12 protein-coding genes are annotated in these 12,709 nt (G+C 64.0%); 9 read left to right on the top strand and 3 right to left on the bottom strand.

Going from position 1 to position 12,709, the window contains the following annotated elements:
- Positions 1-26 precede the first annotated feature (26 nt).
- The 4 genes from ACT53T_RS22185 (at position 27) to ACT53T_RS22170 (ending at position 2,227) form a co-directional block, all read left to right on the top strand.
- Positions 27-698 (top strand): IS6 family transposase, encoded by a 672-nt coding sequence (locus ACT53T_RS22185; protein WP_476162871.1) that lies wholly within the window; start codon positions 27-29, stop codon positions 696-698.
- A gap of 227 nt (positions 699-925) precedes the next feature.
- Complete coding sequence (locus ACT53T_RS22180) at positions 926-1,135, top strand: cold-shock protein (RefSeq protein ID WP_083967297.1); 210 nt, start codon at positions 926-928, stop codon at positions 1,133-1,135.
- A 373-nt stretch (positions 1,136-1,508) separates the two neighbouring features.
- Positions 1,509-1,874: a DUF6481 family protein gene (locus ACT53T_RS22175; protein WP_476162870.1), complete on the top strand. Its 366-nt coding sequence runs from the start codon at positions 1,509-1,511 to the stop codon at positions 1,872-1,874.
- A gap of 68 nt (positions 1,875-1,942) precedes the next feature.
- Positions 1,943-2,227 carry a hypothetical protein gene (locus tag ACT53T_RS22170; protein WP_476162869.1) on the top strand — a complete coding sequence of 95 codons (285 nt, stop codon included), beginning with the start codon at positions 1,943-1,945 and terminating at the stop codon, positions 2,225-2,227.
- A gap of 292 nt (positions 2,228-2,519) precedes the next feature.
- Here the strand turns inward: ACT53T_RS22170 and ACT53T_RS22165 are convergent, their stop codons facing one another.
- Both ACT53T_RS22165 and ACT53T_RS22160 read right to left on the bottom strand, forming a co-directional pair.
- Entirely contained in the window at positions 2,520-5,657 is a 3,138-nt protein-coding gene (locus ACT53T_RS22165; protein WP_476162906.1) for an efflux RND transporter permease subunit, read from the bottom strand.
- Positions 5,658-5,665: 8 nt separating this feature from the next.
- Positions 5,666-6,859: an efflux RND transporter periplasmic adaptor subunit gene (locus ACT53T_RS22160; RefSeq protein WP_476162868.1), complete on the bottom strand. Its 1,194-nt coding sequence runs from the start codon at positions 6,857-6,859 to the stop codon at positions 5,666-5,668.
- Between the two features lie 247 nt (positions 6,860-7,106).
- On the opposite strand from ACT53T_RS22160, the gene ACT53T_RS22155 reads away from it, so the two are divergent.
- The 3 genes from ACT53T_RS22155 to ACT53T_RS22145 are packed head-to-tail and all read left to right on the top strand — an operon-like array spanning position 7,107 to position 10,753.
- Positions 7,107-7,793 carry a response regulator gene (locus tag ACT53T_RS22155; RefSeq protein WP_476162867.1) on the top strand — a complete coding sequence of 229 codons (687 nt, stop codon included), beginning with the start codon at positions 7,107-7,109 and terminating at the stop codon, positions 7,791-7,793.
- Positions 7,790-8,887: an ATP-binding protein gene (locus ACT53T_RS22150; RefSeq protein WP_476162866.1), complete on the top strand. Its 1,098-nt coding sequence runs from the start codon at positions 7,790-7,792 to the stop codon at positions 8,885-8,887. Before ACT53T_RS22155 ends, ACT53T_RS22150 begins: the two co-directional genes overlap by 4 nt.
- 42 nt (positions 8,888-8,929) lie before the next feature.
- Positions 8,930-10,753 (top strand): ABC transporter ATP-binding protein, encoded by a 1,824-nt coding sequence (locus ACT53T_RS22145; RefSeq protein WP_476162865.1) that lies wholly within the window; start codon positions 8,930-8,932, stop codon positions 10,751-10,753.
- Here ACT53T_RS22145 and ACT53T_RS22140 read toward each other — a convergent pair.
- A complete protein-coding gene (locus ACT53T_RS22140) occupies positions 10,693-11,139 on the bottom strand; it encodes a hypothetical protein (RefSeq protein WP_476162864.1) in 447 nt (148 codons plus the stop codon). The genes ACT53T_RS22145 and ACT53T_RS22140 overlap by 61 nt on opposite strands.
- Between ACT53T_RS22140 and ACT53T_RS22135 the strand changes: the two genes are divergently transcribed.
- Positions 11,133-11,909: a hypothetical protein gene (locus ACT53T_RS22135; RefSeq protein WP_476162863.1), complete on the top strand. Its 777-nt coding sequence runs from the start codon at positions 11,133-11,135 to the stop codon at positions 11,907-11,909. The genes ACT53T_RS22140 and ACT53T_RS22135 overlap by 7 nt on opposite strands.
- A gap of 11 nt (positions 11,910-11,920) precedes the next feature.
- Positions 11,921-12,568 carry an ABC transporter ATP-binding protein gene (locus ACT53T_RS22130; protein ID WP_476162862.1) on the top strand — a complete coding sequence of 216 codons (648 nt, stop codon included), beginning with the start codon at positions 11,921-11,923 and terminating at the stop codon, positions 12,566-12,568.
- Positions 12,569-12,709: the final 141 nt, after the last annotated feature.

The raw sequence follows: 12,709 nt of genomic DNA, 5'->3' as shown, positions 1-12,709 counted from the left end.
CGGCAGAGAGCAGGCGGAATAGCGCGATGATCGACTTCGAGGGGAGCCATTTTGAACGCGACGTGATCCTGTGTGGCGTCCGGTGGTATGTGGCGTATCCGATGAGCTATCGTCGACTTGAGGAAATGATGGAAGAGCGCGGCGTCGACGTCGACCATTCCACGCTCAACCGCTGGGTCGTCAAGTATGCGCCTTTGCTGGAGAAACAGTTCCGTGCTCGCAAGCATGCGATCGCATCCAGCTGGCGTCTCGATGAGACTTATGTGAAAGTCAAAGGCTGCTGGAAATATCTGTATCGGGCCGTCGACAAAGCGGGTGCGACGGTCGATTTCCTTCTGAAGGCCAAGAGGGATTGCAAAGCGGCGTTGCGCTTCTTGCGCAAGGCGATCGGCCAACACGGCGAGCCGAAGAAGATAACGATCGACAAGAGCGGAGCCAACACATCAGCGATCGAAAGTTACAATGAGGAGCGTGAAGCGGACATCGAAATCCGGCGCATCAAATATCTCAATAATATCGTCGAGCAGGACCATCGAGCAGTGAAACGCGTCACGCGGCCGATGCTGGGTTTCAAATCATTTCGATCGGCCGCTGCGACACTCTCGGGGATCGAACTCATGCATATGATCCGAAAGGACCAGCTGCAGGCCAGGGGCAAATTGCGTCCAGCGCAGCAGTTCTATGCCCTCGCGGCGTGAGCCGCGTCACTCTCGGACGCCCGTGTCGCGTCCGTAGACAAAATTTGCGACGCAACCGATTGCATTGCAATCAGCACCGCAGGCCACTATTTCTCGCATCCATCGATTTTCGGCATGACGACTTGGACTTGCTTTGGGAACGAAGCCGCTGACGACCTCTTCCAAACATCGATCGACCCGGCCCCGCGCATGCGGGCCTTCTCCCGATACATGCCTGGAGAGACGAAATGGCTACCGGAACGGTGAAATGGTTCAATGGTCAAAAGGGCTTCGGCTTCATCCAGCCCGATGAAGGCGGCCCGGATGTTTTCGTTCATATTAGCGCCGTCGAGCGCGCCGGTCTGCGCGATCTGCGCGAAGGCCAGAAGGTGAGCTACGAACTCGCCCAGGACCGCCGCACCGGCAAAACCTCTGCCGATCAGCTCAAGGAAATCTGAGCCGACGCGCGAGTGGCGGTTTTCCGCCGCATCGACAATGGGTCGCTGTTCGCGGCGGCCCATTTTAGAAGAGGTCCGCCTCGCGCCCGGGCTGGGATACGCGGTGTCCGCGATGGGCGCCATGGCCATGCCTGTGGCCGCAATGGTCATGCCCGTCGCCGTCGCCGTGGTCGTGGTCGCCGTGATCATGATCGTGGTCGTGACCGTCATGATCGTTGGTCACGGTGGAGGCTTTTCTATCGGTCGGGGCTCGCCTCAGCGCAGGCCCTCTCCAGTCCGCGATACGCGTTCAGCTAAATTTTGTCCTGAGAGCGCGATGCCTTAAGTGTCTCGAAAGTAGTGGAGCAATCTAGGTCAGCGAGGACGTGAAAGTATGGCCCTGTTCAAGAATTCCGATTTTGGCGAGCGTCGAAACGCCGCCGAGGCGGCGAAAAAAGCAAAGCTGGAAAAATTCCGCGTCTTGACGGCCCAAATCAATGAGGGCGCGGCCGAGCGGCTGACGGCCCGGCAGGCGATCATCGCCGCGCGCGAGGCGCGAGCCGGAGAACGCGAAGCCGCCCGCCTCGCCGCCGAAGCCCGCGCGGCGGGAGACCGAGCCGCGCGCGAAACTGTTCTGAAGGCCGAGCAGGCGGAACGCGACGCGAGAGCCGCCGAACAGGCGGCGCGTGACGTTGCTTCTGCGGCCGAACGCAAGGCGGCCAGAGACGCACGCTATGCCGCCCGAAAGGCCCGCAAATAGCGACGACCGTCGCCTGACCGGCGATCGGCGTCCGCAAATGGTCGAACAGCTATTGCGAGAGCCGCAATGTGCTGAACATCGACACTTTCGGCATGACCAATCTGACGACGCTGGTTCAGATGGTCTCGGCGGACATGGGCTGCGCGCTGCTCCCGGAGATGAGCCTGCCGATCGAAACGGCGAGAGGAAGCGTCCGCCTGCTGCGGATCGAGCCGCCGGAGCCGCGCCGGATCATCGGGCTTCGTCTGTCGCAAATCCTCGCGCCGCGGCGACGAGTTTCGCGCCCTCGGCCGGCTGATCCCAGCGTCGCGACAAAAATCCGTGCGCGCCTCCATCCTGACAATTTCACTTGACGCTTTCAGGCGCCGGACGTTCTATTTTCTCCGTTTTGTGAGGCTCTTTCCCGCCTCGACGGCCAGCGGAACGTAGCAAAAGCTACGCCCGCCCAATGATCCTTGATAGGCAGCATCTCGGCTATGGCGGAATAATCGAAATTGCACGGACGTGTTCGGCACCCCAAGCGTCAACGACGTCTCGTCGGCGGCGATGATATCGACTTCGAGCGCCTCTCCAGGGCGGTCTATGTCCGTGAGAGCTATTCGCCTTTCCACGATAATTGCTCCTGAAAAAATCTTTGAAACGAGATCAACGCCAATCGTGCGGCTGGCCCGAAAACGTCGGCTCTTGTTTGGCGGGACGTGACAACGAAAAGGTGGCGACGAACAGCAGTGGAACGAAGAAGATGACGAGCGCCGTCGCTGCGATCATGCCGCCCATGACGCCGACGCCGATCGCGTTTTGCGCGGCCGAGCCTGCGCCGCCGGCGAAGGCGAGCGGCGCGACTCCGAGGATGAAGGCGAAGGAGGTCATCACGATCGGGCGCAGCCGCTGGCGCGCCGCGAGCAGCGTCGCCTCGATCACATCCATTCCCGCCCTTTGATGGTCGAGCGCGAATTCGACGATCAAAATTGCGTTCTTGGCGACGAGCCCGATCGTCGTCAGCAGGCCGACCTTGAAATAGACGTCATTGGCCTGGCCGAACATCAGCGCGGCGACGAGCGCGCCGAGCACGCCGATCGGCGCGCACAGCATGACGGCGAGTGGGACCGTCCAGCTCTCATAGAGCGCGGCGAGGCACAGGAAGACGACGAGGACCGAGATCGCATAGAGCGCCGTGGCCTGATTGCCCGAGAGACGCTCCTGCCGCGACAGGCTCGTCCATTCATGGGCGAATCCAGATGGCAGACTGGCGACCAGACGGTCGATCTCCGTCATGGCGTCGCCGGAGCTGGCGCCGATCGCAGCCCCGCCCTGGATCTGGACGGCGGGCGATCCGTTGTAACGTTCGAGGCGCGGCGAGCCGAACGCCCAGCGGCCGGACGCGAAAGACGAGAAGGGCGCCATCTCGCCCGAAGCGCCGCGGACATGCCAACGGTCGAGATCGTCCGGCTGCATTCGGAAATCGGCGGCCGATTGCAGATAGACCTTTTTGACGCGGCCGCGATCGATGAAGTCGTTCACATAGGCGCCGCCCCAGGCCGTCGACAGTGTGGCGTTGACGTCGGAAAGCCCGACGCCGAGGGCGCTCGCTTTTTCCTGATCGACCTCGATCGCAAATTGCGGCGTGTCGTCCTGGCCGTTCGGCCGCACGCCATTCAAGAGCCTGCTCCGCGCCGCTGCGGCGAGCAGATGGTCTCGCGCGGCCAAGAGCTTTTCGTGGCCGGCGCCGGTCATATCTTCGAGATAGAAATCGAAGCCGCTGCTCGTGCCCAATCCCTCGATCGCAGGCGGCGCCAGCACGAAAACCTGCGCGTCGCGAATGCCCGAGAGCGCCGCCGTCGCGCGCTCTGTCACTGCGGTCGCGGACATATCGGACGCCTTACGTTCTGAAAAGTCGCGCAGGCCGACGAACGCCATGCCGACATCCTGGCCGAGGCCGCTGAAGGCGAAGCCCCTCACTGTCATGACGCCATCGACGGCCTTGCCCTCCTGATCGAGGAAATAGCGCGTCACGCGATCGAGCGCGCGCTCCGTGCGATCGCTGGTCGCGCCGACGGGCAGCTGCACGCTGACCATCAGATAGCCCTGATCCTCCTGCGGCAGAAACGAGCTCGGCAAGCGCGTGAACAATGCGGCAGCCGCGATCGTCATCACGGCGAGAGCCGCGAAGCCACGCCTCGGGCGCCGCAGAACAGCGGCCGCGGCCTCTCGATAGGCGTCGGCGATGCGTTCCATGTTGCGATCGAACCAACGGAACAAGCCTGCCTTCTCGGCGCCCGGCTTCGGCGGGCGCAGAAGCGTCGCGCAGAGCGCCGGCGTCAGGATCAATGCGACGCCGACCGACAGCGCCATGGCCGAAACGATTGTGACCGAGAACTGGCGATAGATGACGCCGACCGAGCCGCCGAAAAAGGCCATCGGCACGAAAACCGTGGACAAGACCGTCGTGATGCCGATGAGCGCGCTGGTGATCTCGCTCATGGATTTGACCGTCGCCTCGCGTGGCGACAGCCCTTCCTCATGCATGATGCGCTCGACATTCTCGACCACGACGATGGCGTCGTCGACCAGGAGCCCGATCGCCAGCACCATGGCGAACATTGTGAGCGTGTTGATCGAATATCCCGCCACCGCCAGAACGCCGAAGGTTCCGAGCAGCACCACCGGCACGGCGAGCGTCGGAATGAGCGTGGCGCGAATATTGTGCAGAAAGGCCAGCATGACGAGAAAGACGAGTGCGATCGCCTCGATCAGCGTGTGAGTCACCTGTTCGATCGAGATTTTGACGAAAGGCGTCGTGTCGTAGGGATAGACGACTTTCACGCCTTCGGGGAAAGTCGGCGCGAGCCGCTCGATCGCCGCCTTGACCGCCGCGGCCGTGCGGACCGCGTTCGCGCCCGTCGCCAGATTGACAGCGAGACCAGTCGCCGGCGCGCCATTATAGGTCGAGGCGCTGACATAATCCTCGGCGCCCAGCTCGACGGTCGCAACGTCGCCGATGCGGACCAGCGAGCCGTCGGCCGCACTTTTAACAATGACGTTCCGGAACTGCTCCGGCGTCTGCAGACGGCTCTGCGCCGTGACGGTGGCGTTGAGCTGCTGCCCTCTGCGCGCCGGCAGACCGCCGAGCTGTCCCGCCGAAACTTGCGCGTTCTGCGCCTGAATCGCGCTCGCGACATCGCTCGGGTTCAGCGCATATTTGGCGAGCCTGTCCGGATCGAGCCAAATGCGCATCGCATAGCCGGCGCCGAAGAGCTGCGTGGCGCCGACGCCTTCGACCCGCTTCAACGTGTCGTTGAGGGCGCTCTTGACGTAGTCCGACAGATCCGTGCCGGTCATCGTGCCGTCGGTCGAGACGAATCCGACGACCATCAGAAAGGCATTCGACGATTTGGTGACGGTGAGGCCATTGGACTGAACCATGGTCGGCAGCAGCGCGGTGACGAGCTGCAGCTTGTTCTGCACCTGCATCTGCGCCACATCCGGATTGGCGGCGTTCGTGAAGGTGAGGGTGATGTCGGCCTGGCCGGTCGATGTCGACGTCGAGGTCATGTAGTCGAGATGGTCGAGGCCGGTCATGCCTTGCTCGATGATCTTGGTGACCGAATTCTCGACCGTCCGCGCATCTGCTCCAGGATAGGTGGCGGTGATCTGGATCGTCGGCGGCGCGATCTCCGGATATTGCGAGACCGGCAGGCCGATGAGCGCCAGCAGGCCGCCGAGCATGACGACGATCGCGATCACCGAAGCGAAGATCGGACGGACGATAAAAAATGCGGAGATCACGCGCGTCAGCCTTTCGCCTGGATTTTCATCGTCGTCGGCTCACGCTCGCGCAGGTCGCCGGTGGCGTCGTCGATCACGACCTCGACGCCTGTCGCCGGTTGCCCGGCGCGCACGAGCTGCAGGCCTTCGACAACCACGCGGTCGCCGTCGCCGAGCCCCGCCGTGACCAGCCAATTATTGCCGACCGTCCTGCCGACGGAGAGCGTGCGCTCTTCGATCTTATCGTCCTTGCCGAGCACCAGCGCCGTCGCCTGCCCCTTGACGTTGCGGACGACCGCGCGCTGAGGGACGAGGAACGCGCCGGGCGCGACGCCTTCCTCGACGATCGCCCGGGCGTACATTCCCGGCAGAAGCAGTCGCGACGGATTGGGGAAGACCACCCGCACTGTCGCGGTTCCGGTCGTCTGGCTGACTTTGGCCTCTGTGAATTCGAGCCGTCCGGTCATCGGATAGACCCAGCCATTTTCGAGCTTCAGCTTCACATCGACTTTGCGCTCCGACGATCGGACGCGGCCCTCGTCGATGGCCTGTCTCAGATCGAGCAAGGCGGCGCTCGATCGGGTGAGGTCGACATAGATCGGATCGAGCGTGCGAATGGTGGTGAGCGTGTCGACCTGACCGGCCGTCACCAGCGCGCCTTGCGTGAGCGAGGATTTGTCCGCGCGGCCGCCGATCGGCGCCTTGATCGTCGTATAGTCGAGATTGATCTTGGCGCTCGCGACATTCGCCTGCGCCGTCGCCACATCAGCGCGCGCCTGGGCCAGAGCCCCGACGGCCTCCTCGAGATCCTGCGTGCTGACGGCGTTCTTTTTTATCAGCCCTTGATAGCGCTCGACCTTGGCTCGAGCGCTGGGCACGGCAGCCTCGGCCTTCTGCAAGGCGGCGAAGGCGCTGTCGTGCGCGGCACGATAGGGGGCGGGATCGATCTGATAGAGCGGCGCGCCCTCGGCGACCTCGCCGCCCTCCTGGAACAGCCTCTTCTGAATGATCCCCGCCACATGCGGCCGCACTTCCGCCACCAGCGAAGCAACAATGCGGCCGGGCAGCTCGGAGGAGATGGCGACATTTCGAGGATGCAAGGTGACGACGCCCACCTCGGGCCGCTCGGGCGACGCCTTGGCTCGGTCCCGCGAAATGAAGTCGCATCCGGCGAGCGCGACGGCGGCGGTGAAGGCGGCGATCGTCGGACGAAAATTCATGGCGCGCTTTCGAGAATATTGCCGAGGCTTCGGGTTCGATCGTGACCTACGCCGTCGCCGTTCGAGAATCGTGCAGATTCGATGGAGATTTGATGGAGACCGCGGATGTCCGCGCTCTCGAGGCGTCGGGGGCCGTTTGCAGCGGCCGGAAATTCGGCCATATGTCGGGGCGGCCAGAGCACGCGAAGGCGCCGTCCCACCCGCGAGGACCGATGAGCCCAGTCAGCAAGCCCGCGAGCGTTCGACGATGAACGAGCTCGTTCTCATCGCCGACGACGAACCGGAAATCACCGCGATTCTGGATGCCTATCTGGCGCGGGAAGGGCTGCGAACCGTGAGCGCTGCGGATGGCCGGATCGCGCTCGATCAGCATGCGATTCTGAAGCCGGACATCGTCTTGCTGGATGTGAATATGCCGAATGTCGACGGCTGGGAGACTCTGGCCGAGCTGCGGCGCCGCGGCGATACGCCGGTCATCATGATCACCGCGCTCGACGAGGACATAGAGCGCCTGCAGGGATTGCGTCTCGGCGCCGACGATTATGTGGTGAAGCCGTTCAATCCGGCGGAAATCGTCGCGCGCGTCAAAGCGGTTCTGCGGCGAACCAATGCCCGCGCCGACAGCTCGGTCTTGCGGATCGGCAAACTCGAGATCGATCTCGAAGGCTTTCTCGCCAAGGTGCGAGACGGCAATGCGACATCGCCCCTGCCCCTGACGCTGACGGAATTCCGCCTCCTCGCGCATATGGCGAAATCGCCCTCGCGCGCGTTCAGCCGCAGCGAGCTGGTCGACGCCTGTCTGCCCGGCGGCGACGCGCTGGAGCGGACCGTCGACAGTCATATGAGCAATCTGCGCCGCAAGCTCGACGAGGCCGGCGCGACCGGCCTGATAAATGTCGTGCGCGGCGTCGGCTATCGGATGGCGGCGCCATGACCCGCTATCGTTTGAGCCGACAGATCACGCTGTCGATGAGCGCTGTCGTCGCCGTCGCGGTGATGATCGTTTTCGTCGGCTCCTTCACCTTCTACGGTATCTATCTGACCTACTACCCGCCGCCGCCCGGGCCGCCGCCGCTTCTTCCCGAGGCGCCGGACTTCGTGCTGATCGCGGTCCTGCTGCTCGTTGCTCTCGTCATCGCGATCTTCGCTGCGCTTCGCTTGACGAAGCGGATTCTCGTGCCTCTCAACTCGCTCGCCGAAGGCGCGCGCAGCATCGCCGCCGGCGATCTCACGGCGCGGGCCTCGCCCGGCGACAGATCGCTCGGCGAAACAGCTCGCCTGGTGGACGACTTCAATGCAATGGCGCAACGCCTCGAGGACAGCGTCGCGGCGATGGCCTCCTGGAATGCCGCGATCGCGCATGAGCTCCGCACGCCGTTGACGATCCTGCGGGGCCGGCTGCACGGCCTCGCCGACGGCGTGTTCGAGCCGAGCGACGAATTGTTTCAAAACCTCCTGTCGCAAGTGGAGGGCTTGTCGCGCCTCGTCGACGATTTGCGCATCGTCACTCTGTCGGAGAGTCGCCGGCTGGAGATGCGTTTCGAGCCGACCGATCTCGAGCGGGAGATTAGACAGGCCGTCGACGCCATGCGGCCCGCCCTCGTCGAGGCCGGCTTCACGATCGAGATCGACGCTCGCCGAATCGTCCTGGCCTGCGACGGCGTTCGATTGCGGCAGGCGCTGCTCGCGCTTCTCGAAAACGCAAAACGCTATGCGACGCCGGGGCTTTTGCGCGTTTCGACAAGAGCGGAGGAGGACAACATCGCGATCGCCGTCGAGGACCAAGGGCCGGGCCTCACTCCCGACTTCACGCCCCATGCGTTCGATACATTCAGCCGGGCGGAAGCCTCACGCTCGCGTCGACATGGCGGCGCGGGCCTCGGCCTCTCCGTGGTACGCGCCATAGCGGAAGCGCATCACGGCCGCGCGCAATACAGAGCGTCCGCGACCGGCGGCGCAATCTTCGAGATCGTTCTGCCGCTCGCCCGAGCGCGCGATCGCATCGGCGGCGACGCGCCTGCCGAATGACGGCGCCGCCGTGAAACTGATCGAACGAGCATGGACGATCGAATGACAGCTTCGCCTGCCACGGACCGACCCGAGAACGATTACACGAAACTCGCAGCCACGCATGTGTCTCTGCGCCGCATTCTCGGACTGTTCGAGCCTTACCGCGCCAAGATCGTCACTGTCGTGCTCCTGATGCTCCTCGGCGCGGGCGCGGGCATGTCATCGCCTTTTCTCTTGCGGGCAATCATCGACGAGGCTCTGCCCCGTTCCGATCTGCATCAGCTCGTCGCGCTGGTCGCGGTCTTGCTATTCGTCGCCGGCTTATCGACGTGCCTCAGCACGACGCAGGTGATATTGTCGGTCAGGATCGGACAGGCGATCATGCATGATCTGAGGGTGAAGGTGTATTCGCACCTTCAATCCTTGTCTCTCGGCTTCTTCACGGCGACGCGCGCGGGAGAAATTCAGTCCCGCATCGCCAGCGATATTTCCGGGCTGCAATCGCTCGTGACCACTAGCGCGAACGAGCTGGCGCGTTCCTCGGCCACGGTGGTCATGACCGCCGCGGCGATCCTGCTGCTCGAATGGCGATTGGCTCTCTTCGTCTTTCTGATCGTTCCCGGAACAGTGGCGATCAGCAATCGGGTCGCGCGAATGCGCGAAAAGCTTCTTTTCGAGCAGCACGAGCGCATCGCCGACATGTCGTCGGCGATACAGGAGACGCTTTCGATTTCCGGCGTGATCCTCGCCAGAACGATGAACCGCGGCCAGCATTTGTCACATCGCTTCTCGAGCCTCTCTGGTGAGGTGGCGGAACTCGAAGCCCGCGCGCATACGGCGGGCGAATGGCAATGGGCGCTCATCAACCTCGCGCTCTCCGTGCTTCCGGCGCTGACGCTGCTGGTCGGCGGACTGCTGATACAGGCCGACACGCCGATCACCATCGGCACGCTCGTCGCCATGATCGCGCTACAGGAGCAGCTATTGTGGCCGCTCGAGCAGCTTTTGGATATCGCGCGGGAGATGCGAACGACCCGCGCGCTTTTCGCGCGGATCTTCGCGTATCTCGACAAGCCGGTCGAGATCACGCAACACGCCGACGCGGTCGCACTCGACCGGGCGGACATGCGCGGCGCGGTCCAGGTAGCAAGTGTCTCGTTTTTCTATCCTGGCGCCGCGACTCCCGCACTGCGCGACATCTCCATCGACATTCCGGCCGGCGGCCATGTCGCCATTGTCGGCGCGACCGGCTCCGGCAAGACCACGCTCGGCTATCTCCTCGCGCGACTCTATGACGTGAACGCAGGCATCATCTCCTTCGACGGCGTCGATATTCGCGCGCTTCGCTTCGAGACGCTGGCCGACATGCTCGGCGTCGTGACGCAGGAACCCTATCTGCTCCATGCGACCGTCGCAGAGAATCTGCGCTTCGGCCGCCCGGAAGCGTCCGACGATCAGCTCGCGAGGGCTGCGCGCATCGCCCAGATCCACGAGACGATCATGGCCTTGCCCGACCGCTACGAGACGCTGGTCGGGGAGAGAGGCTATCGCTTTTCGGGCGGCGAGAAGCAAAGGCTGGCGCTCGCGCGCGTTATCTTACGCGATCCGCCGATCCTGCTGCTCGACGAAGCGACCAGCGCCCTCGACGCCAAGACAGAGCACGCCATGGCGTCCGCGCTGGCTGGGCTATCGCAGGGACGCACGACCATTACGATCGCCCACCGCCTCTCGACGGTGAGGCAGGCCGACCAAATCATCGTCTTGCAGAAGGGCCGGATCGTCGAGCGCGGCACACACGACGAGCTCGTTTCCCAAGGACGAACCTATTCGGAACTGGTGATGCGGTCGCATCTCGATCGGCAAGCTGCGTTATGGAGGGTGTAGCTCTCGTCGTTCCACGGCGGCAGGCGGTAGCGTCGATCGACAGCTTGTTGCAGCCGCCCATCGAGCCGTGCGAAGCCTTCGCCGAGATGCGGCTTCAAAGGCGCGATCGGGTCGAAGCCGCCGAGCAACGCCTCGGTCGCATCGCGAAATAGCTCGTGCAGAGACACACGGGGGATGAGCTTTCCTTCGCGTTCGCGCAGGGCCAGGACGGCGAGGCTGTGCTGGGCGACGCTGAGCGGCAGATCCCATGCCGAATATCCGCCCCAGCGATAGGCGCGCGACAGCCCGATCGCCAGATCCTCGTCGGTCCAGGCGTCCGGCTTCGGATCGAGCAGGTCGAGCCGACCGCCCGATTTGAGCAGCATCCAGGCGCGGTGCAATGTCATGGTGTGGTCCTTTCTCGTTGGTCGAGCATGTCGTTCCAGTCGCTGTCCTCGACGGGCGGACGCAGTCGCTCGAAGGGGACGCCGGCGGCTGCCGCGATCAGCTGGTGGCGGGCCGCGTAGCGGTCGCCGGCGGGATTGGCGTCGGCCGCGCTGCAGAAGCGCGAGCCCGGAATGGGCGCGACTGGACAACCGGGTCCTCGATCGCCGCGCGATACGCTCTGCGAAAAGCGGCCTCGAAACGACGCCGCCTGCTTCCGCCGCCGCCCCTTCCACTGCTCATTCAGGGCAAGGCCCTCGCGGCGCATTCCACCTCGGTCGCGCTGCGCATCGGGGCGGCCATCGGCCTCGCGATCGGAGCGGATGCGCTCGTCGACGTCTTCTCCTATGATTCGCGGTCTCTGCCGACGCTCATCACCGCTCTGGCGGGAATCGCGATTCTTCTGAGCGGCGTCTACCGCATTTTGGCCGCCGCCCACCGGACCATGGCGCATTATCTGCGCGCGCTTCCGGTTCGTCCGGCCTATTGGCCGCTGCGCGACATGGCGCTGGTCGCGGGGGTCGGCGCGCTGCCGCTGCTCCTGCTGTCGATCCCGGCGGCAACGCATCGACTGGCCGCCTCGGCGACGCTCCTCGGCCTCGCCGGAGCCGACTTGGCGCTTCTCGCCGCCATGCGCTTCCCGGTCACGCATGGCGGGAGACACGCCGTGCTGCTCACCGTGGCGCCTGCCGGGCTCTGGTCCACCGCGGCGATGGCCGCCATCGCGCGATGAAGGAGGAGCCGATGCTGCGGGTAGAAGGCTTGAGCAAGTCCTACGGCGAGAAACGCATTCTGGATGGAGTGAGCTTTGCACTCGGCGCCGGAGTCTTTGCGTTGCAGGGCGCGAATGGGATCGGAAAATCCACACTGCTCGCGCTGCTCGCCGGCGCCGAGCCCGCCGATGGCGGAGACATTTGGATCGACGGGCGCAATCTACGCGAGGAGACGCGCCCCGCGCGCCACCTCTTGTCCTATGCGCCCGATGAAAGCCCCGCCTATCCGTTCATGACCGGGCGCGAGCTTCTCGACTTCGTCGCCATGATCAAGAAGGCGCGCGTTCCCGATGTCGCGCTCGGCCTCGTCGAAGGCTTCGCCCTCGGCGCTTTCCTCGACACGCGCTTTTCCGATCTGTCGCTCGGCTCGCAGAAGAAATTCGTGCTCTGCACGGCATGGATCGGCGAAGCGCGGGTCATGCTGCTCGACGAGCCGAGCAACGGGCTCGATCTCGCAGCGCGCGACCTTCTCGCCCGGATGCTTCGCGCGGAGGCGCGGTCCAGAACCATAGTGTACGCCAGCCATAACGCGGAATTTGTCGAGACCGCGGGCGCGGCCGTCATCGCGCTCGAAACTCTGCTGATGAACCGTGGCGCTTGCAGCTCGGCCCGGACATAGACCCGATAGAGAAGACCTATTCCAAGCTGAACCACTCCACTCGCGTCACGTCATCGAACGGCTTGCGATGAACTATTGGGATCATCGTGGAATCTTCCACAAAACGCACTCTAAGAAATTGCCTTGGGTGTTGATGTTGCG

The sequence above is a fragment of the Methylosinus sp. DMC45 genome (assembly GCF_056313885.1).
Note: the sequence above shows the minus strand (reverse complement) of the source record. Positions and strands in the feature narration are given on the sequence as shown.